Source organism: Thioclava sp. NG1 (assembly GCF_003122275.1).
GTDB lineage: Bacteria > Pseudomonadota > Alphaproteobacteria > Rhodobacterales > Rhodobacteraceae > Thioclava > Thioclava nitratireducens.
Genome location: NZ_QFBB01000007.1, coordinates 20015 through 42294 on the forward strand (window position 1 = coordinate 20015; position 22280 = coordinate 42294).

The 22280-nt window shown below is 65.3% G+C and carries 24 protein-coding genes; 6 read left to right on the plus strand and 18 right to left on the minus strand.

The genetic code is table 11. The annotated features are described in order from the left end of the window. Window positions 1–44 precede the first annotated feature (44 nt). Both DEM26_RS14140 and DEM26_RS14145 read right to left on the minus strand, forming a co-directional pair. On the minus strand, window positions 45–689 hold the full coding sequence (locus DEM26_RS14140; protein ID WP_088724853.1) for a MarC family protein: 645 nt from the start codon (window positions 687–689) through the stop codon (window positions 45–47). Between the two features lie 40 nt (window positions 690–729). Beyond that, complete coding sequence (locus DEM26_RS14145) at window positions 730–1122, minus strand: helix-turn-helix transcriptional regulator (RefSeq protein ID WP_075775675.1); 393 nt, start codon at window positions 1120–1122, stop codon at window positions 730–732. A 187-nt stretch (window positions 1123–1309) separates the two neighbouring features. Between DEM26_RS14145 and DEM26_RS14150 the strand changes: the two genes are divergently transcribed. From DEM26_RS14150 to DEM26_RS14165, 4 genes are all read left to right on the plus strand, one after another. Then, window positions 1310–1537, plus strand: a complete 228-nt coding sequence (locus DEM26_RS14150; protein ID WP_075775674.1) for a twin-arginine translocase TatA/TatE family subunit — start codon at window positions 1310–1312, stop codon at window positions 1535–1537. Between the two features lie 77 nt (window positions 1538–1614). After that, window positions 1615–2229, plus strand: coding sequence for a Sec-independent protein translocase protein TatB (gene tatB / locus DEM26_RS14155; RefSeq protein WP_088727732.1), 615 nt, complete (start codon window positions 1615–1617; stop codon window positions 2227–2229). Continuing rightward, window positions 2226–3089, plus strand: a complete 864-nt coding sequence (gene tatC / locus DEM26_RS14160; RefSeq protein WP_075775672.1) for a twin-arginine translocase subunit TatC — start codon at window positions 2226–2228, stop codon at window positions 3087–3089. Before tatB ends, tatC begins: the two co-directional genes overlap by 4 nt. Further along, complete coding sequence (locus DEM26_RS14165) at window positions 3086–3928, plus strand: ATP-binding protein (RefSeq protein WP_075775671.1); 843 nt, start codon at window positions 3086–3088, stop codon at window positions 3926–3928. The genes tatC and DEM26_RS14165 overlap by 4 nt, the downstream gene beginning before the upstream one ends. A 39-nt stretch (window positions 3929–3967) precedes the next feature. Here DEM26_RS14165 and DEM26_RS14170 read toward each other — a convergent pair whose 3' ends face one another. The 3 genes from DEM26_RS14170 to rocF form a co-directional block, all read right to left on the minus strand. Then, window positions 3968–5278 (minus strand): NAD(P)/FAD-dependent oxidoreductase, encoded by a 1311-nt coding sequence (locus tag DEM26_RS14170; RefSeq protein ID WP_109172674.1) that lies wholly within the window; start codon window positions 5276–5278, stop codon window positions 3968–3970. A gap of 68 nt (window positions 5279–5346) precedes the next feature. Then, on the minus strand, window positions 5347–6402 hold the full coding sequence (locus tag DEM26_RS14175; RefSeq protein WP_088722554.1) for an ornithine cyclodeaminase: 1056 nt from the start codon (window positions 6400–6402) through the stop codon (window positions 5347–5349). After that, window positions 6402–7328 carry an arginase gene (gene rocF, locus DEM26_RS14180; protein ID WP_088720172.1) on the minus strand — a complete coding sequence of 309 codons (927 nt, stop codon included), beginning with the start codon at window positions 7326–7328 and terminating at the stop codon, window positions 6402–6404. The genes DEM26_RS14175 and rocF overlap by 1 nt, the downstream gene beginning before the upstream one ends. A gap of 121 nt (window positions 7329–7449) precedes the next feature. Here rocF and DEM26_RS14185 point away from each other — a divergent pair, with 121 nt between their 5' ends. Next, the gene (locus DEM26_RS14185; RefSeq protein ID WP_075775667.1) at window positions 7450–7875 is read left to right on the plus strand and encodes an Lrp/AsnC family transcriptional regulator; all 426 of its coding nucleotides are present in this window, start codon (window positions 7450–7452) and stop codon (window positions 7873–7875) included. A 50-nt stretch (window positions 7876–7925) separates the two neighbouring features. On the opposite strand, the gene DEM26_RS14190 is transcribed toward DEM26_RS14185, so the two are convergent. From DEM26_RS14190 to gltX, 7 genes are all read right to left on the minus strand, one after another. Then, window positions 7926–9119 (minus strand): LysM peptidoglycan-binding domain-containing M23 family metallopeptidase, encoded by a 1194-nt coding sequence (locus DEM26_RS14190; protein ID WP_075775666.1) that lies wholly within the window; start codon window positions 9117–9119, stop codon window positions 7926–7928. Window positions 9120–9173: 54 nt separating this feature from the next. After that, on the minus strand, window positions 9174–9830 hold the full coding sequence (locus DEM26_RS14195) for a protein-L-isoaspartate(D-aspartate) O-methyltransferase (RefSeq protein WP_075775665.1): 657 nt from the start codon (window positions 9828–9830) through the stop codon (window positions 9174–9176). Beyond that, window positions 9827–10612, minus strand: coding sequence for a 5'/3'-nucleotidase SurE (surE, locus tag DEM26_RS14200; RefSeq protein WP_088720174.1), 786 nt, complete (start codon window positions 10610–10612; stop codon window positions 9827–9829). Before surE ends, DEM26_RS14195 begins: the two co-directional genes overlap by 4 nt. Window positions 10613–10747: 135 nt before the next feature. Continuing rightward, window positions 10748–11422, minus strand: a complete 675-nt coding sequence (locus DEM26_RS14205; protein ID WP_088720175.1) for an SDR family NAD(P)-dependent oxidoreductase — start codon at window positions 11420–11422, stop codon at window positions 10748–10750. 223 nt (window positions 11423–11645) lie between these two features. Further along, window positions 11646–12008, minus strand: coding sequence for a DUF1284 domain-containing protein (locus DEM26_RS14210; RefSeq protein WP_088720176.1), 363 nt, complete (start codon window positions 12006–12008; stop codon window positions 11646–11648). A 188-nt stretch (window positions 12009–12196) separates the two neighbouring features. Next, entirely contained in the window at window positions 12197–13492 is a 1296-nt protein-coding gene (gene gltA, locus DEM26_RS14215) for a citrate synthase (protein WP_075775661.1), read from the minus strand. Window positions 13493–13571: 79 nt separating this feature from the next. After that, window positions 13572–14966, minus strand: a complete 1395-nt coding sequence (gene gltX, locus DEM26_RS14220; RefSeq protein ID WP_109172675.1) for a glutamate--tRNA ligase — start codon at window positions 14964–14966, stop codon at window positions 13572–13574. Between the two features lie 113 nt (window positions 14967–15079). Here gltX and DEM26_RS14225 point away from each other — a divergent pair, with 113 nt between their 5' ends. Continuing rightward, window positions 15080–17203 (plus strand): ComEC/Rec2 family competence protein, encoded by a 2124-nt coding sequence (locus tag DEM26_RS14225; RefSeq protein WP_109172676.1) that lies wholly within the window; start codon window positions 15080–15082, stop codon window positions 17201–17203. Between the two features lie 109 nt (window positions 17204–17312). Here DEM26_RS14225 and lexA read toward each other — a convergent pair whose 3' ends face one another. The 6 genes from lexA to DEM26_RS14255 all read right to left on the minus strand — a co-directional run bounded on the left by lexA (window position 17313) and on the right by DEM26_RS14255 (window position 22208). Continuing rightward, the gene (lexA, locus tag DEM26_RS14230) at window positions 17313–18029 is read right to left on the minus strand and encodes a transcriptional repressor LexA (protein WP_109172677.1); all 717 of its coding nucleotides are present in this window, start codon (window positions 18027–18029) and stop codon (window positions 17313–17315) included. 91 nt (window positions 18030–18120) lie between these two features. Continuing rightward, on the minus strand, window positions 18121–19305 hold the full coding sequence (locus tag DEM26_RS14235) for a molybdopterin molybdotransferase MoeA (protein ID WP_109172772.1): 1185 nt from the start codon (window positions 19303–19305) through the stop codon (window positions 18121–18123). A 2-nt stretch (window positions 19306–19307) separates the two neighbouring features. After that, entirely contained in the window at window positions 19308–19793 is a 486-nt protein-coding gene (gene moaC / locus DEM26_RS14240) for a cyclic pyranopterin monophosphate synthase MoaC (protein ID WP_075775658.1), read from the minus strand. Next, window positions 19790–20587: an indole-3-glycerol phosphate synthase TrpC gene (trpC, locus tag DEM26_RS14245; protein ID WP_109172678.1), complete on the minus strand. Its 798-nt coding sequence runs from the start codon at window positions 20585–20587 to the stop codon at window positions 19790–19792. Before trpC ends, moaC begins: the two co-directional genes overlap by 4 nt. After that, window positions 20584–21606, minus strand: coding sequence for an anthranilate phosphoribosyltransferase (gene trpD, locus DEM26_RS14250; RefSeq protein ID WP_075775656.1), 1023 nt, complete (start codon window positions 21604–21606; stop codon window positions 20584–20586). Before trpD ends, trpC begins: the two co-directional genes overlap by 4 nt. Window positions 21607–21614: 8 nt before the next feature. After that, a complete protein-coding gene (locus tag DEM26_RS14255) occupies window positions 21615–22208 on the minus strand; it encodes an anthranilate synthase component II (RefSeq protein ID WP_075775655.1) in 594 nt (197 codons plus the stop codon). Between the last annotated feature and the right edge of the window lie 72 nt (window positions 22209–22280).

Sequence of the window (22280 nt, forward strand, 5' to 3'; positions counted from 1 at the left end):
TCAGATAGGATCGCCTGCGCGGCTTTCCCAGAGGGCGGATTGCCTCAGCTTACCGGGCCCCCGCCCATCAGCCCCGCGCCATGCAGCCCGTCGAGGATGAACTGGATCGCCAGCGCCGCCAGCAGCATCCCCAGAAGCCGGGTGACCACCATCGTGCCGGTGCGACCCAGCGCGCGCTCGATCGGCGTGGCGAGCAGGAACATCACGAAGACGCAGCAAAGCACCAGCAGCATCATCGCGATGATGACCACGACATGCAGCCAGTCGCCGCCCTCGCGGCCGGCCAGCAGGATCATCGTCGCCATCGCGCCGGGCCCGGCGAGAAGCGGGGTCGCCAGAGGGAATACGGAAGGGTCTGTTTCGGGGTCGGCCTCGTGCTCCTCGCCCTGCGCCTCGCGGCGTTTGGTGCGGCGTTCGAACAGCATGTCGAGCGCGGTGAGGAACAGCAGCACCCCGCCCGCGATGCGGAATGCGGGCATGGAGATGCCGATCCCGGCGAGGATCTTGTCACCGAAAATGCCGAACAAGGTCAGCAGCACGGCGGCTATGATGAGGGCGCGCAGGGCGATGCGCAGTCGCGCGCGATGGCTTTCGCCCAAGGTCAGTGCGATGAAGACCGGGGCCAGCCCGATCGGATCGATGATGACGAAAAGTGTCACGAAAGCAGTGATGTATTCGGCACCGATCACGCAGGGGCATCCCTTCCAAGTTTCGCAGTCGAGCCTAGCCTCATCCCCGACCGCCCGCCAGCCCTTCCCCGGCGTCTTCGGCAGACGGCTCGGGCGGCGCGGAGGGCAGGGCGGCGCGGATCTTAGCGGCCAGGCTCGCGGCGCCTCCGGCAAGGCGCGGATCCTCCATCGCTTCGGCGAGATCGAGCAGATGATCGAGCGCGGCCAACTCCTCGCGGGTCAGCACGAGAGGCGGCAAGCCAACCGCCCGGCGCAGGATATAACCGACGCCGCGTTCGCCCTCGACCGGCACGCCATAAGCCGAGATTTCCGCCATGTCGCGCCAGATCGTGCGGACCGAGACTCCCAGCCGCTCAGCCAGATCGCTGGCACGGTGCATCTTGCCGTCGCGCAGGATGGCGATGATCTGTTGCAGCCGCTCGTCGCGGGTCATCGGTCTCTCCCGGCAGGTCAAGCTAAGGGTAGCGCGGGGCGGGGCAACTGACAATGAACTGTCAGTAATCTGCGCCTCACAGCGCCGTTTGGGCGGAATCGGTCTAGGATTGAGGCCCGCATGATCCTAAAACTCGGGACCGACATAAGGCGCGGGCGGCGGGCCCGTGACCAGAGGAGAGACAACAATGCTCAACAATATCGGCCTTCCCGGTCTGCTTCTGATCGCCGTCGTGGTTCTGGTTCTTTTCGGCCGCGGCAAGATTTCCTCGCTCATGGGTGAAGTCGGCAAAGGCATCACCGCTTTCAAGAAAGGCGTGAGCGACGGCACGAAGGAAATCGAAGACGGCTCCGTCGACGAGGCACGCGACGTGACCCCGGCTGACGAAGTTCAGAAAGAAAAAGACAAGGCCTGAGCCTGATCGCTTTTAGGGGTTGCGGGCTGATGCCCGTTTGCCTTTGCGTCCTCATTTGGCCGGAGGCCTGAGCACTCATGTTAGACATCGGTTGGAGCGAGCTTCTGCTGATCGGCGTCGTGGCGCTGATCGTCGTGGGGCCGAAGGATCTGCCCAAGATGTTCCACCAGCTTGGCCGCATCACCGCGAAGGCCAAGTCGATGGCGCGCGAATTCTCGCGGGCGATGGAAGATGCGGCGAAGGATACCGGGCTCGACGAGGCCGCGGGCTCCGTGCGCGACCTGAAATCGCTGGCCTCGAAGAAGTCGCTCGGGCTCGACGCGCTGGAAAAGGCGACCGACGCTTTCGAGAAATGGGAGCCGGGCCGGTCCGAGCGGACCTCGCTCAAGCCCGATCCCGAGGCGGAGCCGCCCAAGCCCGAGGCTGCCCAACCCGAGGCGACCCCGGCCGAGACGGCCAAACCCGAGACTTCCAAGACGGCAAGCAAGCCGGCGGCCAAGCCCGCTGCGAAAAAAGCCGCGTCGAAGACCGCAGCCAAGACTGGCGCGAAGACGGGCGCTTCGACCGCAGCGAAATCCAGCGCCAAGCCGGCGACCAAGTCGAGCAGTAAACCTGCCGCGAAAACCGGTGCCAAACCGGCGGCCAAGAAGACGGCGGCGAAGAAACCCGCCGCGAAGAAGGGTGACGCATGAGCGACCATGACGAAATCGAGGACAGCGCCGCCCCGCTGATCGAACACCTCGCGGAACTGCGCACGCGCATCCTCTATTCGCTGGGGGCCTTCATCGCGGCGATGGTGGTCTGCTACACGGTCTGGAATCCGATCTTCAACTTCCTGACCCGGCCGGTCTGCTCGGCGCTGGAATCGCGCGGTGAGCAATGCGGCCTCTATCTGATCAAGCTGCAGGAAGGCTTCTTCGTCGCGATCAATATTTCCTTCCTCGGCGGTTTCGCCCTGGCATTCCCGATCATCGCCTACCAGATGTGGCGTTTCGTGGCGCCGGGCCTTTACCGCAACGAGAAGAACGCGTTCCTGCCGTTCCTGATCGCCTCGCCGGTGATGTTCTTCCTTGGCGCGGCGTTCGCTTATTACATCATCCTGCCGCTGGCCTTTAACTTCTTCCTCGGCTTCCAGCAGGGCGAGATCGGCGCGACGTCCGGCGCGAACGAGATGGCCGCCATCGGCTTCCAGGGCTCGGTGCAGGAATATCTCAACCTGACGATCAAGTTCGTCATGGCCTTCGGGATCTGCTTCCAGCTGCCCGTCCTGCTGTCGCTGATGGGCAAGGCGGGTCTGGTCTCTTCGCAAGGCCTCGCGAATATGCGCAAATACGCAGTAGTCGCGATCCTTGTCGTGGCCGCGATCGCGACGCCTCCGGACGTGATTTCCCAGGTCATCCTGTTCTCGGTGGTCTACGGTCTCTACGAGATATCCATCCAACTCGTGAAGCGGATCGAGAAGACCCGTGAAGCTCGAATGCGCGCCGAAGGCACCTGGATCGATCCCGACGAATGGGATGAAGACGAAGACGACGAGGATACCAAGGGATGAATGACGCGACGCTGACCCGGATCGCCACGGCACTGGAGCGGCTCTCGCCCGCGCCACAGCCCGCGCCGGATTTCGCCTCGGCCAGCGCCTTCATCTGGCACACCGCGCCGGATCGGCTGGAGCCCGTGCCTCAGGTGAACCGCGTCGACCTGAGCCTGCTGCACGGCATCGACCGCTCGCGCGATACGCTGCTGGCCAACACGCTGCAGTTTGCGCGCGGTGCGGCGGCGAATAATGCGCTTCTCTGGGGCGCGCGCGGGATGGGGAAATCCTCGCTCGTGAAGGCGGCCCATGCGGCGGCAGTGGCCGAGGGGCTGCCGCTCAAACTGGTGGAGCTTGCGCGCGAGGATCTGCCGTCCGTCGGGCGTCTGCTCGCGCATCTGCGCGACGCGCCGGAGATGCGCTTCATCCTGTTCTGCGACGACCTGTCGTTCAGTCATGACGACCAGCATTACAAATCGCTCAAGGCGGTGCTGGATGGCGGGATCGAGGGGCGGCCCGCGAACGTGATCCTCTATGCCACGTCGAACCGGCGTCACCTGATGCCGCGCGACATGATCGAGAACGAGCGTTCGACTGCGATCAGCCCCTCCGAAGCGGTGGAGGAGAAAGTCTCGCTGTCCGATCGGTTCGGGCTGTGGCTGGGCTTCCATCCCTGCAGCCAAGACGAGTATCTCACGATGATCCGCGGCTATTGCGACAGCTATGGCGTAGAGATCTCCGACGAGGAGTTGCGCGCCGAAGCCATCGAATGGCAGGCCACGCGCGGGGCGCGTTCGGGCCGCGTGGCATGGCAGTATTTCACTGATCTGGCCGGACGGCGCGGGATCGCGCTGTAAGCGCGTCCCTCCGCATCGTCCAAGGCGCGGGTAGGGGGCTTACACCCCCAGCCGATCGCGCAGAGCATACCACCACGACCCCGCGACGGAGTAGGGCACGCGGAAAGTGCGCCCGCCGGGAAACGGAATCCACGGCAGTTTCGCGAACGTATCGAACCGGGTCAGGTCGCCGTTGATCGCCTCCGACAGGATGCGCCCGAAAGTATGCGACCCGGTCACGCCGTGGCCGGAATAGCCATGCGCGAAATAGGTGTTCTGCCCGATCCGGCCCATCTGCGGCACGCGGCTGAACGAGAGCGCGAAATTGCCCGACCACGCGTAGTCGATCTTGGTGCCTTTGAGCTGCGGGAAGACTTTCTCGAGGTTCTTCCAGAGCTTCGCCTTGACGTCTTTCGGGTCTGCCCCGCCATAGACCGTGCCGCCGCCAAACAGCAGGCGGTTGTCGGCGGACATGCGGTAATAGTCGAGGATGTAGCGAACGTCCTCGATGCAGACATCTGACGGCATCAATTCGCGTGCCTTGGCCTCGCCCAGCGGCTCGGTCGCCATCACCTGCGTCGAGACGGGCATCACACGGCGCTCCAGCGTGGGCACGACATGGCCGAGATAGGCGTTGCCGCACAGAACCAGCGTCTTCGCGGTGATCTGCCCCTTCGCGGTCCTGATCACCGGGCGCGTGGCTTCGGTGTCGACGAAATTGACGGGGGACATCTCGTAGATCGTGCCGCCCATTTTCTCGACCGCCGCCGCCTCGCCAAGCGCGAGGTTCAGCGGATGCAGATGGCCGCCCTTGTGGTCGATCATGCCGCCCGCATAGAGGTCGGAAGCCGCGTGCTCGCGCATCTGCTCGCGGCTCAGCATCTCCTGGCTTTCGATGCCGTAGCTGCGCCAGAGTTTCCAGCGCGCTTCCAGCTCCTGCATATGCTTGCCGGTGAGCCCCGCGAAGACGTTGCCGGGCTTCAGGTCGCATTGGATGTCGTAGGTCGCGACGCGCTCGCGGATGATGTCGCCGCCTTCCATCACCAGACCGGCGACGAAATTCGCGGTGTCCTGTCCGTAGCGGCTCTCGATCACGTCGAGGCTCGCGTTCAGCCCGTTGACGACCTGACCGCCATTGCGGCCCGAAGCGCCCCAGCCGATGCGTGCGCCTTCCACGACGGTGACGCTATAGCCCTTTTCGGCCAGATGCAGCGCGGTCGAGAGGCCCGAAAAGCCCGCGCCCACGACGCAGATATCGGCCTCCACCGCGCCTTCCAGTTCCGGACGGAGCGGGGCCGGGTTGGCCGAAGCCGCGTAGTAGCTGTCGGTGTGTCTGCCGTCGCCCGCATAGGGGTGGGTCTTGTCGGTCATGTCGCGCTCTCGTCTGAAAGGGGCGTTTCGCTTTCGGTGCCACGCGCGCGCGTCAAGCGCAAGCGGGCTCAGCCCGCCCGCGTCAGCATCCCGAACAAATCGCGCGGATCGTCGGGGTCTGCCATAAGATCGAGCATCTGCGCATAATCGCCACCCTTCACGCGGTCATGGATGTAGCGCAGCGCGCTGAAATCCTCGATCGCGAAGCCCACGCTATCGAACAGCGTGATCTGTTTCGCGTCGCGGCGGCCCTCGGCCTCCCCGCGCATGACCTTCCACAACTCGGTCACCGGGTGATCCTCGTCGAGCGCCTGAATCTCGCCCTCGATGCGGGTCTGCGGCGGGTATTCGACAAAGATCTCCGAGCGGGTGAGGATGTCGCGATGCAGTTCGGTCTTGCCGGGGCAGTCGCCGCCGATCGCGTTGATGTGGATGCCCGAGCCGACCATGTTGTCGGTCAGGATCGTCGCATATTGCTTGTCGGCGGTGCAGGTCGTGATGACCTGCGCGCCTTCGACCGCTTCCTCGCCGGAGCGGCATTTGGTGACGTTGAACCCCTGCGCGATCAGGTTCTTCGCGGCTTTCTCGGTCGCGCTCGGGTCGATGTCGTAAAGCCGCAATGTGTCGATGCCGCAGATCGCGCGGAAGGCCAGCGCCTGAAACTCGCATTGCGCGCCATTGCCGATCATGCCCATCACCGTCGCGCCTTTCGGGGCGAGGTATTTGCCCACCAGCGCCGAGGTGGCGGCGGTGCGCAGTGCGGTCAGTATCGTCATCTCGGTCATCAGCAGCGGATAGCCCGTCGCGACCGAGGACAGCACACCGAACGCCGTCACGGTCTGGTGCCCGGTGCGGCCGTTCTTGGGGTGCCCGTTGACGTATTTGAAACCGTAATTTTCGCTATCCGCGGTCGGCATCAACTCGATCACGCCCTCCGCAGAATGGCTCGCGACGCGCGGCGTCTTGTCGAAATCCGGCCAGCGGCGGAAATCCTCTTCGATATAGGCGGCGAGGTCGCGCATCACCTGTTCGGGGCCGATCTCGTTCACCAGCTTCATCATGTTGGCGACGGAAACGAAGGGCACGAAGGCCAGTTCGGAGGGGGCGAGCGGGGACTTGTCCATCAAAAACTCCGTGTCATGCGGTCAAGAACGCGGCGGCCGAAGAGGCTGGCCGCGAGGTCGCACAGCAGTTTCGCCGTGCGGCCGCGTTCGTCGAGGAAGGGGTTAAGCTCGACAATGTCGAGCGAAGTGACGAGGTCGCTGTCGCCGACCTCTTCCATGATCAGATGCGCCTCGCGGAACGTGGCGCCGCCCGGCACGGTCGTGCCCACGGCGGGCGCGATCCCGGGGTCTAGGAAATCGACGTCGAAGCTGACATGCAGAAGGCCGTTGGCTTCGCGCACGCGGTCAAGGAAGGCGCGCAGCGGAGCCAGCACGCCGGTTTCGTCGATGGCGCGCATGTCATGGACTTCCAAGCCGATCTGCTTGATGCGCTCGCGCTCTGCCGGATCGACAGAGCGGATGCCCATCATGCAGAAGTTCTTGGGATCGATGCTGGCTTCCAGCGGCGGGAAGGCCTCGAAATCCGGCTGTCCCGTGACGTAGGCCACGGGCGTGCCATGCAGGTTGCCGCTGGTCGTGGTTTCCAGCGTGTGCAGGTCCGGGTGGGCGTCGAGCCACAGAACGAAAAGCGGGCGATCCTGGGTTTTCGCATGACGTGCCAGCCCGCTCAGCGTGCCGGCAGCCAGCGCGTGGTCGCCACCGATGAAGATCGGGCGGTCGTGCTTCTGGGCGGCGTCGAAGGCTGCGTCCGACAACGCCTCGATCCAGGCGCGGGTCTCGGCCAGATCGTGGATCGCGGGGTTCTTGTGCGGCACAGGGTCTTGCGCCGGGATCGACAGGTCGCCCAGATCGTTCACCTCCCAGCCCAGCTCGGTCAGGATATCGCCCAGCCCGGCGATGCGCAGGCTGGCCGGTCCCATGATGCAGCCGGGTTGCGAAGCGCCAGTTTGAATAGGCGCGCCCAGAATCGATACTGTGCGTGTCATCGTGATCTCCCTTGTTGGACTCAGTCTGACGAAATGGCGCAGAGGTTTCGCTTGTCAATTTGCGCAAATCGGAACTAAATTCGATCAGTTTGGCTAATTGATTGATCAAAACGGAGGGGCGATGCAGCTCGACGATACGGACCGCGCGATCCTGACCGCATTGCGGGCGGACGCGCGGCTCTCGGTGACTGATCTTGCGCTGCAGGTGGGAGTGTCGCGCACCACAGCACGCGCCCGGCTGGAGGCGCTGGTGGCGTCGGGGCAGATCCGGCGCTTTACCATCGAGACCGAGACCGATGTCGAGGGGCAGGTGCGTGCGATCACGCTGGTCGAGTTACAGGGCAAGATGTCGCGCGCTGTGATCCGGGCGCTGCACCGGATCCCGGAGGTCACGACGGTTTTCGCGACCAATGGAAACTGGGATCTGGTGGCGGAAATCCGGGCCGAGACTCTGGGCGAGTTCGACCGGGCCTTGCGCGATATTCGGGAAATTCCGGGGGTGCTCAACAGCGAGAGCTGTCTGCTGCTCGCGCCTGTTGCGGGCTAGGCGGGCAGGGGCGCGGGCGGACCGGAATATCTCCGGCCCGCCGCGCAAGATCAGTTGAGGTACGGCATCGGATCGACGGAATCGATGCCCTTGCGGACCTCGAAATGCAGATAGCCCTGATCGCCGGACGCGACCTTCGCGATGGTCTGGCCGCGCTTGACGCTCGCGCCTTTCTTCACCGTGATGCCTGTCACGTTGTAATAGACCGTCACCAGATTGTCGGGATGCTTGATCGCGAGGAAGGCGACATCGTCGGTGTCCTGGCTGATCAGCAGCACGGTGCCGCTCTCGGCGGCTTTCACCGCAGTTCCGGCCGACGCGGAGATATCGACACCGTCGTTCTTGCCCTTCTTGTAGGGGCGGATGATCGAGCCGGGAACCGGCATCATCATCTTCGACGTGTCCGATGCCTTGGTGCGATCGGTGCTCATGTCCGGGGTCTGCGTCTTGACCGGCTCGGAGGCTTTCGGCGGCGTCTTGTCGGGCAGGGGCTCTGCCGCGGAGGGCGGCACCGGGGTCGGCGAGCCGGTGCCGGGCGCCGTCGTAGCCGTAGCGGTCTCGACCTTCGGAGGTTGGCGGCCGGAGGCGACCGGGATGATCAGCATCTGACCTTCACGCACGCGCAGATCGTTGGGTAGCCCGTTCCATTCGGCCAGTGCCTTCACCGGCACCGAATAGTAGCGCGCGATGGAGTAGGCGGTCTCGCCACGCGCCACCTTGTGGCGGATCGGCTCGGGGCTGGTTGTGGAGACCGGGGCCGAAGCCGGGGTCGCCTTCGCGGGCTGGTTCGCCTGCGCCTTGTCGATCGCGTTCGACGCGAGCGAGGTGATGTCGATCGTCTCCGAGGTCAGTGCACTGGAATTGCCCGGCGCCGCGGTGCCGGCTGTCGTCGCGACCTTGTTGGGCAGGGCCAGCACTTCGCCCGCGTTCAGCACCGCGTCGGGCGCGACCGCGTTATAGCGGGCCAGCGCGCCGGGATCGGTGCCGATACGTTGTGCGACGGAGTTGACCGTATCGCCGCGGCGCGCCACGACGACCTGATAATTCGGGTAGGTGATGATGCCCTGCGCATTCGGGCGCGGGCGATCCTGTACGGCCTGCCGGGCAGCCGCGCTCGTGTCGAGCCCGCCATTGCCGTAGCCGCGCATGTCCAGATCGAACCCGTTCGGGTTACAGGCGGCCAGCGCCGTCAGCGCGACTCCACCTGCCAGGATCAGCCGCAGCCGGGAATTCTTCGTTGCCATCCGCTCGTCCTCACTGTCTCTCAGACCTCTACGGGGTCCGTTCTTGCCTGCCACTCAGTCGTTTGCCACGCCCTCTACAAGGGGGACGAAGCGCACCGGACGCAATTCTTCGTAATCGAAGCCCGTCTCGAGCCGGCGCACCCGGATCAGGCTTTGCACCGTGTCCGACTGGCCTACGGGCAGAACCATGATACCCCCGATCTTCAGCTGGGCCAAGAGCGGCCCGGGAGGGTCTTCCGCGGCGGCAGTCACGATGATTCGATCAAAGGGCGCCTGATCGGGCAGCCCATGCGAGCCGTCGCCGGAAATCGCAACGATATTGGTGAGCCGCAGCGCCGTGAAGACGCCCTCGGCCTCGCGCACGAGGCGCTTGTGGCGATCCACCGTGTAGACCCGTCGGGCGAGCTGACTCAGGATGGCTGCCTGATAGCCCGATCCGGTGCCGATCTCGAGCACGGTATCGCGCGAGCCGACATCCGCGGCCTGGGTCATCAGCCCCACGATCGAAGGTTGCGAGATGGTCTGTCCGCAGGCGATCGGCAGGGGCATGTCCTCATAGGCACGATCGGCGAAGATACCGCGCACAAACTGGCCGCGGTCGATCCCCTCCATCGCGTGCAGCGTGCGCGCGTCGGTCACGCCCTTGGAGCGCAGTGCGAAGAGGAACCGCATCTTGCGCTCGGCCAGATCCTCTTCCGCATCCTCGCTCATCCCAGACGGGCCTCCAGATCGGCGATCACGTCATGCGCCGTCAGATCGGCGCGCATCGGCGTGACCGAGATATAGCCGTCGAGGTTGACGGCGGCATCGGTGCCCGGCTGCGTCGGCGTATGCTGCGGGCCACCCTTGATCCACAGGAAGCGCCGCCCCGAGGGCGCGTGGTGCGCCTCGGTCGAGAAGAAGCAATCCTTGCGGAAGCCTTGGGCGGCGACCTTGTGGCCCTTGACGTCGGCTGCCAGCACCGGCGGGAAATTGACATTGTAGAACACCCGGTAATCGCCATCGTCCCAGATGCCCTGATCGAGGAGCTTGCGCACGAGCCCCGCGCCATGCACCCGCGCCGCCTCGAACATGTCGGGGGCATTGAAGACCTCGGGGCCGATGAATTGAGACAGGGCAATCGCGGGCACCCCTTGCAGCGCCGCCTCCATCGCGCCGCCCAACGTGCCGGAATAGAGCGCGTTGTCGGCGGAGTTGTTGCCCCGGTTCACGCCCGAGAGCACCAGATCGGGCCGCTGCCCTTCCAGCACGTCGTAAAGCCCGGCCATCACGCAGTCGGCGGGGCTGCCTTCGGCTGCGAAACGGCGCTCGGCCAGCTTCGAGATCATCATCGGCCGGGTGTAGGAGATGCAATGGCCCACGCCCGATTGCTCGAAGGCGGGCGCGACCGTCCAGACCTCGCCATCGGGACCTGCGAGTTCTTCGGCGATCTCGAGAAGAACGGCCAGACCCGGCGCGTCGATGCCGTCGTCATTGGTGATGAGAATACGCATGTTGCCCCCAGTTCCCCGTCGCGTCACCCGATGCTTACCTTGCAGTGGATGAAGGGTAAAGCGGGGGCAGGCAACAGCCTGGATGTGTCGCCAAAGCGCCGCAGGCCAAGCGCTCCGCGGCGTTTGGCCGGGGCGTCAGAGCGTGTCGAGGATACGCCGTGCTTCGGCATGGCGATCGGCGAGAGCGTCGCGATCCTCGCCGGGGAAGAACCGCCCGCGCAAGGCGGTCGCCATCGGCGCAGGCTCGGCGATGACCACGCGCGGCCCGATCTTCACGGTCTCCGCCTGCCACGAGCGCAGCATCGCCATCTGTGCCGCTTTCGTCGCCCCGTAGATGCCGAAGAATTTCTGCCCCGCACGCGGATCGTCGAAGGCCAGAGCGGTGCCTTGGCGAGCGAGCAGCAGCGGCTCGATCAGCCCGATCAGCTGCGCGGTCGCGGTCACGTTCACCTTGACCGAATTGGCCAGTTCCTTGGCGTCGATATGCCCCGTCGGCGAGAGCGGCGCGGCATGGATCGCGGTATGCACCCAGAGATCGAGCCCGCCCCAGCGCGCGCCGATCGACTGCGCGAGATGCGCCATCTGATCGGGGTCGGTCACGTCCAGCGGGCCGAGCGAAGCGGTGCCGCCCTTCGCCTGAATCCGGTCGTCGAGTTCTTCCAGCGCGCCGGTGGTCCGCGCGACGGCCATGATATGCCAGCCGTCTTCGGCCAAGGCCTCTGCAATCGCCCCGCCGAGGCCACGCGAAGCGCCGGTGACTAGCGCCAGTTTCTTGCCCTGCGAAGGGTCTTGGGTCTGATCCGTGCTCATGGCGCGTTTCTTGCCACCACGCCCGCCTTCGCGCAAGCGTCAGATGCACGATCCGCGCCTCTCCCGATGATTTGCGAATTTGCGCGCGGGCGAGTCGGCCCGCTTAGCAATGCTGCGCAATGGCGGTTGCGCCACTCGCCGTCGCGGGTAGCTGGTCGGCGCCGCGCAGACGCGGCGGAACCCTGCCTCGAAATCGAAGCGCTGCCCCCGGCTGGGAATGGCGTTACGCTTTGCCCTGAAGCCGAGCGAGAGCGGCTTCGCACATGCCCTCGCTCAGCCATTGGCACTCGGCGCAGATCGTCTGGTGGACATCGGCGGGCAGGGCGGCCATCCGCTCCAGCGCCTCGCCCCAGCTGAGCACATCGCCCGGCGCAATTCCCAATGCCTTCGCATGGGCTGCATCCAGCCGGTCGATCTTCGCCTGCCCGGTGCAACCGGACCCGCGCCGCGACGGGCAGGGACCGCAGATGTCATCGGCCGCGCCCACCACTTCGATCTCCACCGCCGCCCCTTCCGCACGCCGCAGTCGCCCCTCGACGATTTCGGTCATGTTCGCAGTGAAGGCATCCGAATATCCCTTCCCCACGAACCCGAGCGAGCAGAGGAAATGATGCGGGCGGTATGTCAGACGGTCAGCTATGTCTTCGCTCTTTCGTGATTATCCCGGGGGAGGCCGGCGCAGCCAAGCGGGGCGCCGTCCCCTGTCACCGGGGTAGCAGAATGGAAAACGGGCCGGAAGGTTTCCCCTCCGGCCCGCAATGATCTGGTCTATGCTCAGCGCTTCTCGAGATCGACGTAATCGCGGTAGGTCGCGCCGGTATAGAGCTGACGCGGGCGACCGATCTTGCCGGTCGGATCCTCGATCATCTCTTTCCACTGCGAGATCCAGCCGACGGTGCGCGACAGCGCGAAGATCGGGGTGAACATCGAGGTCGGGAAGCCCATCGCCTCGAGGATGATGCCCGAGTAGAAGTCGACGTTCGGATAGAGCTTCTTGGAGACGAAATATTCGTCCTCCAGAGCGATCTTCTCAAGTTCCTTGGCGACCTGAAGCGTCTCGTTGTCGTGGATGCCGAGCAGGTCGAGCACCTCGTCTGCCGATTCCTTCATGACCTTCGCGCGCGGGTCGAAGTTCTTGTAGACGCGGTGACCGAAGCCCATCAGGCGGAAGGGATCGTCCTTGTCCTTGGCGCGCTTGATGTATTCCGGGATCTGGTCGACGGTGCCGATTTCGCGCAGCATCTCGAGGCAGGCTTGGTTGGCGCCGCCGTGGGCGGGGCCCCAGAGGCAGGCGATGCCGGCCGCGATACAGGCGAACGGGTTCGCGCCCGAGGAGCCCGCCAGACGCACGGTCGAGGTCGAGGCGTTCTGCTCGTGATCGGCATGGAGCGTGAAAATCCGGTCCATTGCACGGGCCAGCGCAGGCTCGATCTTGTAGTCTTCGGCCGGGACCGAGAAGCACATGTGCAGGAAGTTCTCGGCGTAGCTCAGCTCGTTCTTCGGATAGACGAAGGGCTGACCGATCGAATACTTGTAGGCCATCGCGGCGATCGTCGGCAGTTTCGCGATCAGGCGGATCGAGGCGACTTCGCGTTGCCACGGGTCCGAGATGTCGAGGCTGTCGTGATAGAAGGCAGACAGCGCGCCCACGACGCCGACCATGGTCGCCATCGGGTGGCTGTCGCGGCGGAAGCCCTGGAAGAACTGCTTCATCTGCTCGTGGATCATCGTGTGACGCGTCACGCGGAACTCGAAATCTTCCATCTGCGCCTTGGTCGGCAGTTCCCCGTAGAGCAGCAGGTAGCACACTTCGAGGTAATGCGACTTCGACGCGAGTTGGTCGATCGGATAGCCACGATACAGCAGCTCACCCTTGGCACCGTCGATGAAGGTGATCTTGGATTCGCAGGCTGCGGTCGAGGTGAAGCCCGGATCGTAGGTGAAGACGTCGGCTTGGCCATAGAGCTTGCGGATATCGAGCACGTCGGGACCAGCCGAGGGCGAGAGCACGGGAAGCTCATAGGTTTGTCCGTCAAGCGAGAGCGTGGCGGTCTTCGAGTTGTCTGCCATGTAAATTCCCTTTCATCCTCCGGCTGGGCCGCGCCGGTCTATCGCGTCCGGACAGTCGTCCGGAGAGGGCGGCCAGGCCTCAGGCCGCCTGATCGTCGAGTCGAGCCAGAGTCTCCTCCCGGCCCAAAACGAGCATCATATCGAATACGCTGGGGGTTGCCGCACGTCCCGCCAAGGCCGCCCGCATCGGAGCTGCGACCTTCCCAAGGCCAAGCCCATGCGCTTCGGCAACCTGTCCGACAGCGGCTTCCAGGTCTTCCCGCGACCAATTAGCGCGTTGCAGCGCAAAGGTCAATTCACTCAGTATACCACGGGATACATCATCCAGTGCCTTGGCCGCTTTCTCTTCGATTTCGATCGGGCGCTGCGTCAGAGAGAAATGCGCCTTTTCAAGGAGTTGCGGCAGAATTTTCGCTGAGCCCTTTACGACGGGAAGCGTGCGCATAAGCGCAGATTTCTGTGCGTCATCCAGCGACGGTTTTTCTGCAGCTGCGAGATAACCTTCGATTTCGCGCAGCAATTCGGCCTCGTCGGTGACCGCGATATGCTGGCCGCAGATATTCTCGAGCTTCTTGAAATCGAGCCGCGCCGGCGCCTTGTTGATGCCAGTGATGTCGAACCATTCCTTCGCCTGTTCGTCGGTGAAGAATTCGTCGTCGCCATGGCTCCAGCCGAGCCGCGCGAGGTAGTTGCGCATGCCCGTCGCCGGGTAGCCCATCGCCTGATACTGCTCGAGGCCCACCGCGCCGTGGCGCTTCGACAGCTTCTTGCCGTCGGGACCGTGAATCAGCGGGATATGCGCAAAGGTCGGCACGTCCCAATCCATCGCGCGATAGACCAGCATCTGCCGCGCGGCATTGACGAGATGGTCGTCCCCGCGGATCACATGGGTCACGCCCATATCATGGTCATCGACGACAACGGCCAGCATGTAGGTCGGTGTGCCATCCGAACGTAAACAAATCATGTCATCGAGCTGATCGTTGCGGATCGTCACTTCGCCCTGCACCGCGTCCTGGATCACGGTCGTGCCCTCGCGCGGGGCTTTCAGCCGGATCACGTAGGGCGCGTCCGGATGGGTCGCGGGATCGGCGTCGCGCCACGGCGAGGGGAACATCTGGCCCTTGTTCGCCGGGTCCTCGCGGAAGGCCGCGATCTCTTCCTGCGTGGAGAAACATTTGTAGGCGTGGCCCTTCTCCAGCATCTTATGGGCGACCTCGGCGTGGCGGGCCGCGCCCGCGGCTTGGCTCACCACCTCGCCGTCATAGTCGAGCCCCAGCCATTCGAGCCCCTGCAGGATCGCTGCCGTCGCCTCCGGGGTCGAGCGTTCACGGTCGGTATCCTCGATACGCAGCAGGAATTTACCGCCGCGCCCGCGTGCATAGAGCCAGTTGAACAGCGCCGTGCGCGCACCGCCGATATGCAGATAGCCGGTGGGCGAGGGGGCGAAACGGGTGACAATCTGGTCGGACATGTCGGAGCCTTTCTTCGCGGGCTCTCACCGGCCCGCCTTTACCTTTCGGAAACCATCAAGCGCATAGGCTTTCTCGGCTCGATGCATAAGCAGGGACGGGGCCGAGGACAAGCATGGCGATCAATGCGGAACCGGGCGACTGGGCGCTGCCCGAGGGCGCAAAGGGCGCGGGCCGCAGCTCTCGTCTGATCGCGGCGCTTTTCGCTGGCCTCTCCGATCCGCTTGGTGCCCTGGCGCGGGCGCGGGCGCAGCTTTTCCTGTGGATGCCGGTGGCGCTCGGGGGCGGGGTCGGTGCGTATTTCACGCTCAAGGTGGAGCCGGGCTGGCTTATCTACCTGACCGCGCTCGCGATCTGCGCGATCTCTCTGACGCTTTGGCTGCGTGACGCGGTATGGTTTCGGTTGCCGGCGGCACTCATTGCCCTCGCGGCTCTGGGCCTGCTGCTGGCGGGGCTACGCGCCCATCTCGTCGCAGCGCCGGTGCTGCAATACCGCTATTACGGCCCCGTCGCCGGGCGGATCGTGAAGATCGACCGCGCGCGCTCGGACCTGATCCGGCTGACGCTGGATCAGGTGCGGATCGACCGGGTCGCCCCCGGAAATACGCCCGCGCGGGTCCGGGTCACGCTGCATGGCGATCAGAGCGAGTTCACCCCGGAACCCGGCGCGCAGGTCATGCTCACGGCGAATCTCTCGCCCCCGCCGCCGCCAGCCGCGCCCCGGGACTACGATTTTCGCCGCACCGCCTGGTTCGATCGCCTCGGCGCGATCGGCTATACCCGCGCGCCGGTGATGCGGGTCGCGCCGCCCGATCCCGGTGATTGGGCGATGGCGGCGCATCGCGCGCGGATGCGGCTCTCTACGGCGATTCAGGCGCGGATCGCGGGCCAGCCCGGCGCGGTCGCGGCGGCGCTGATGACCGGCGACCGCTCGGGTCTGAGCGAGGCCTCGCGCGAGGTTATGCGCCGCTCCGGCCTCGCGCATCTGATCGCGATCTCGGGGCTGCATATGGGAATCCTCGCGGGTTTCGTCTTTGGTCTCGTGCGCTACGGGCTGGCGCTGGCAGGCCGACCCGCGCTGATCTGGCCCACGAAGAAATTGGCTGCCATTGCGGCGCTGATCGCGGCCAGCGCCTATCTGTGGCTCGCGGGGCCTGCGGTATCGACCCAGCGGGCCTGGATCATGGTGTCGATCATGCTCCTCGCCGTTCTTTTCGACCGTCGTGCGCTGAGCCTGCGCACCGTCGCGCTCGCCGCCACGCTCTTGCTGATCTGGCAACCAGAGAGCCTGACCGCGCCCGGCTTCCAGATGTCCTTCGCGGCGACGACCGCGCTGATCGTGATGCTCGGGCCGTGGACCCGCGCCGCGCGCTATCTGCCGCGGCTTCTGCGGCCCGCGTTGATGCTGGTCGCGACCTCGCTCATCGCTGGCGCTGCTACGGCGCCGATCGTGGCCGCGCAGTTCCACCGGCTGTCGGAATACGGGGTTCTGGCGAACCTGTTCGCGGTGCCCGCAATGGGGCTGGTGATCATGCCGATGGGGGTCCTCGCGGCGCTGCTGGCCCCCTTCGGTGTGAGCGGCCCCGCGCTTTGGGCGGTGGGGCAGGGTACGGCGTGGATCTTGCGCGTCGCGCGATGGGTCAGCGACCTCGATGGCTCCGTTCTCGCCATCGTTCAACCGGGGCCTTATGTGCTGCCGCTGATCGCGCTTGGAGCCTTGGGGCTGATCCTGACCCGCGGCGCGGGACGGACAGCGAGCATTGGCCTGATTGCCACGGCTTGCGTGTTTTGGCTGCGCGCCGACGACGAGCGACCTGCACTTCTGATCGCACCCGAGGGCCGGCAGGTCGGGGTGATGACGCCGCTAGGCCGGGCTCTGTCGAAACCCGGCGCGGGGTTCATCTCGGACCGCTGGCTTGCGGCGGATGGCGACGCGGCGACGCTGGAGGTGGCGGCCGCGCGGCCTGCATTCTCCGGGCCGCGCGGCGCGCGGATTGCGCAGTTTCGCGGGGCGCTGCTTGCCCATATCACTGGAAAAGCCGTGCAAGACGCCTTGCCTGCGGTCTGCGCCAAAGGCGGAATTGTCGTAACCTCCGCCAAATTCGACAGCGCCACAGGCCCTTGCGATCTGTGGGACGCGCAGCGCCAGCGCGGAACCGGCGCGGTCGCGATCAGTGCCGCTGGGGAAATCACGACGACCGCGCAAGTCAAGGGGCGCCGTCTCTGGACGCGCCCCTGACCTTCGCTCTTCGCAAATATGCCCGCCGGAGGCTTCGCCCTCTGCCACCGGCGCAGAAAATGAAAAAGAGCGCCCCGCAGGACGCCCTTTTCCAGAAACTCAATGGATGTCAGTAGCTGCGGATCAGCCCGACGAGCCGACCCTGCACCTTCACCTGATCGTCGCGCAGGAGTCGCGTCTCATAGGCCGGGTTGGCGGCCTCCAGCGCGATCATTCCGCTGCGACGGTAGAAACGCTTCAGCGTGGCCTCATGGCCTTCGACCAAGGCGACCACGATATCGCCGTTATCCGCCGTGCCCTGTTCGCGGATCACCACGACGTCGCCATCGTTGATCCCGGCCTCGATCATCGAGTCGCCTTTGACCTCGAGCGCGTAATGCTCTCCGCGTCCGCTCAGCATCGAGCCCGGAACGGCGACGTGATGCGAAACCTCCGAAATCGCCTCTATCGGGACACCGGCGGCGATCCGGCCCATCACCGGCAGTTCCAGCGCGTGGATCACGTCAACCGGCATCGCGCCGCGCGGCGGATCGGCCTTGTCCCCCTCGATCACTTTGGGCGCGAAGTTTCCTGTATCCTCGGTCGCTGGCGCGCCGAATTTCTTCTCGAGCGCCTCGGGCAGTTTCACGATCTCGATCGCGCGGGCCCGGTGGGCGAGACGGCGGATGAAGCCGCGTTCTTCCAGTGCGGTGATCAGCCGGTGGATACCGGACTTGGAGCGCAGGTCCAGCGCGTCCTTCATCTCGTCGAAAGAGGGCGGAACACCGTCCTTCATCATCCGTTTTTGAATGAATTCCAGCAATTCCAGCTGCTTGCGCGTCAGCATCCGCGACCCTCCGTTCCCCGGTCAAGGCACATGTTCAAGGATTGTTCTACCCTTGTTCACGGGGGCTGTCAACGGCCGAGGCGGGCGCAGCTCAGTCGAGCGGCAGGATCTCGACCGTCTCGCCCGCCTTGCGCGGCCCGTCGCCGATGGGGCGGATCAGCAGGCAATCGGCCTGCGACAGGAGGCTCAGCATCGCGGAGTCCTGGTTGTCGAAGGGCGTGACGCGGGGCAGGGGATCGCCGGGCACGAGCGTGGCGCGCATGAAATGCGTGCGCGGACCGGTGGGGCCGGTATCGGTCGCGAGGATTGCCTGTTTCACGCGAGTTTCGGGCGACAGGCCCGAAAGCTTGCGCAGCATCGGGCGCAGGAACAGTTCGGCACAGACCGTTGCCGAGACCGGGTTGCCCGGAAGGCCCAGCATCGCGGCCTCGCCCATCCGGCCCGCCATCAAGGGCTTGCCCGGGCGCATCGCGATCTTCCAGAAGCTGCGTTCGAGCCCCAGTTCCTCGGCCACGTCGCTCACAAGATCATGCGCGCCGACCGAGGCGCCACCGGAGGTCACCACCATATCGGCGCCCTTCGCGAGGTCGAACACGGTGCGCAGACTGTCGCGGTCGTCGCGAGCGATCGGCAGCATGCGCGCTTCTGCGCCCATGCGCTCGGCCAACGCCGCGACGATGAAGCTGTTGGAGCAGATGATCTGGTCCGGCCCCGGCTCTTCGCCCGGCATCACCAACTCGTCGCCTGTCGCGATGATCGCGACGATGGGGCGGCGGCGCACGGTGATCGCGGGCACGTTCATCGCCGCCAGCAGCCCGAGGTCGCGCGCGGTCAGCGGGCGGTCGGGGCAGAAGCTCTCGCCTTGCGCGAAATCCTGACCCTTCGGCCGGATATTGGTATTGCTATCAATCTCTTGCGGCAGCGTGATCGTGTCGCCTTCGCGCGTCACGTTCTCCTGCAGCACGACCACGCCATTCGGCCCCGGCACTGGCGCGCCGGTGAAAATGCGTACCGCCTGGCCGGGCTTGGGTTGGTCCTCATAGCCGCGACCCGCGGCGGCTTCGCCCTCGACGGTCAGCGTCGCGCCGGGCAGGTGGTCGGCCGCGTCGAGCCAGTAGCCATCCATCGCCGAGCCCGAGAAGGGCGGCTGGGTCAATTGCGCGGTCGCGGGCTCCGCCATCACACGACCGAGCGCATGACGCAGGCTCACGCGTTCGGTACCCAGCGGTTCGACCAGCGTCAGAACCTTTTCAAGCGCTTCTTCGACGGGCAACAGGCTCATGTTGCGCTCCCTTCAGCCTCGTATTTGCCGGATTTCCCGCCGTCTTTCAGCACGACGCGGATACCCTCGATCTGCATGGATTTCTCGACCGCCTTGAGCATGTCATAGACCGTCAGCGCCGCCGCCGACACGGCGGTCAGCGCCTCCATCTCGACGCCGGTCTGCCCCGAGGTTTTCACGGTGGCGCGGATGCGTACACCGGGCAGCGCCTCGTCAGGTTCCAGATCGAGCGTGACCTTGGTGATCGGCAGCGGGTGACAGAGCGGGATCAGATCGGAGGTCTTCTTCGCGGCCATGATGCCCGCGATCCGCGCGATGCCCAGAACGTCGCCCTTCTTCGCGGTGCCCTTCAGGACATAATCCAGCGTCTCGGGCAGCATCACCACGCGCCCCTCGGCCACGGCGATGCGGTCGGTCACGTCCTTATCGGAGACGTCGACCATATGGGCCTGACCGTCCTTGTCGAAATGCGACAGACTCATGCGACCTCCAGAAGCGTCCGGGTGGCGCCCGCGACATCGTCCTGCCGCATCAGGCTTTCACCGATCAGGAAGCGGCGCGCGCCGACCTCGGCCATCGCGGCCATGTCGTCGCGGGTGAAGATGCCGCTTTCGCAGACCAGATCGCGGCCCTCGGCGAGGATGCTCGGTGCAAGTTCGCGGGTCACGTCGAGCGTGACCTCGAAGGTCTTCAGGTTGCGGTTGTTCACGCCCAGAAGCGGCGACCTCAGGTGTTTGAGCGCGCGTTCGGTCTCTTCCATGTCATGCACTTCGACCAGCACATCCATGCCCCAACCAAAGGCTGCGTCTTCCAGCTCAGCCGCAAGATCATCCTCGACCGAAGCCATGATGATCAGGATGCAATCGGCGCCCCAGGCGCGGGCCTCCGCGACCTGATAGGTGTCATAGAGGAAATCCTTGCGCAGCGCGGGCAGCGAGCAGGCCGCGCGCGCCGCACTCAGGAACTCCGGCGCGCCCTGAAAAGACGGCGTATCGGTCAGCACCGATAGGCAGGCAGCACCGCCTTGCTCATAGGCTTTGGCCAGCGTGGGCGGGTCGAAATCGGGGCGGATCAGTCCTTTGGACGGCGAGGCCTTCTTGATCTCGGCGATCAGCCCGTAGCCCGTTTCCGCCTTCGCGGTCAGGGCGTTGGCAAAACCGCGCGTGGGCGCCTGCGCCATGGCCTGAGCTTCAACCTCGCTCAGCGGGCGGGCGGCTTTGGCCGCTTTGATCTCTTCAAGCTTGTAGGCCTTGATCTTGTCGAGGATCGTGCTCATCCGGCGACCTCCTGCGTGATGCGGGCCAGCGTTTCCAGAGCGGTCTTGGCCTTTCCGCTGTCGATGCTCTCGGCCGCCATTTCCGCCCCGGATTTCAGGTCCGAGACCTTGTCGGCCACGACGAGCGCGGCGGCGGCGTTGAAGATCACCGCGTCGCGATAGGCCGAGGGCTCCCCCTCGAGCAGTGCGCGCAGGGCGGCGGCGTTCTCGGCTGCGGTGCCGCCGATCAGATCGCGGAAGCGATGGACGGGCAACCCTGCATCCTCGGGGTGGATCTGGATCGACTCGATCCGGCCGTTTTCCAGCGCGGCGACTTCGGTCGTGCCGCAGATGGTGATCTCGTCGGTGCCGTCCGAGCCATGGACAAGCCATGCCTTCTCGGAGCCGAGCATCTGCAACGTCTCGGCCATCGGGAAGATCAGGTCGGGCGCGAAGGCCCCGGTCAGCTGTCGCTTCACGCCTGCGGGGTTGGTCAGCGGGCCGAGGATGTTGAAGATCGTCTTGCAGCCCAACTCCTGACGCACCGACCCGACATGACGCATCGCGGGGTGGTGGATCTGCGCCATCATGAAGCCGATATTCGCCTCGGCCAGACCGCGCTCTGTCGCCTCCGGCCCCGCCATCACGTCAATGCCGAGCTCGGACTGCACATCCGCCGTGCCCGATTTCGACGAGGCCGCGCGGTTGCCATGCTTTGCGACCGGAACGCCCGCGCCCGCCACGACGAAGGCCGCAGCCGTCGAGATGTTGAGCGTGTGCATCCCGTCGCCGCCGGTCCCGACGATGTCGATTGCGCCTTCGGGGGCTTTGACCGGCACGCATTTCGCGCGCATCGCGGCGGCGGCAGCGGCATATTCCGACACGGATTCCCCGCGCGCCCTCAGCGCCATCAACAAGCCGCCGACCTGCGCGGGAGAAGCTTCGCCGTTGAACAGGATTTCGAAGGCCATCTCCGCCTGCGCGCGGCTCAGCGGCCCTTCGGAGGCCGAGTAGATCAGCGGCTTCATCGCTTCGCTCATGGGCTGGCTCATGCGGGCACCTTCAGGCTGACGCCTGCCTCTGTCAGGAAATTCTTCAGCATCGCGTGGCCATGCTCGGAGGCGATGGATTCCGGGTGGAACTGCACGCCCTCGATCGGCAACTCGCGATGGCGCAGCCCCATGATCGTGCCGTCATCCAGCTCGGCGGTGATCTCGAGGCAGTCGGGCAGGCTCTCGCGCTCCACGATCAGCGAGTGGTAGCGCGTGGCTTTCAGCGGAGAGGGCAGGCCCTTGAAGCAGCCTTTGCCCTCGTGGCGGATCTCGCCCATCTTGCCATGCACGATCTCGGAGGCGCGCACGACTTTCCCGCCGAAGGCCTGACCGATGGTCTGATGCCCCAGACAGACGCCGAACAGCGGCAGCTTGGCCTCGGCCGCGGCCATCACCAGCGGCAGGCAGATGCCGGCTTGATCGGGATCGCAAGGCCCGGGCGAGAGTACGATCGCCTCGGCACCCATGCCCATCGCGTCCTGAACGTTCAGCGCGTCGTTACGCCAGACCTTCACATCGGCGCCCAGCTCGCCAAAATAGTGCACCAAATTGTAGGTGAAGCTGTCATAATTATCGATGAGCAGCAGCATGGCCGGGCCCTTTCGTTTGTTGGCCCCCGGCGTCCCCGATGCGGTCAGGCGCGGATGCGCCTATCAAGGGGG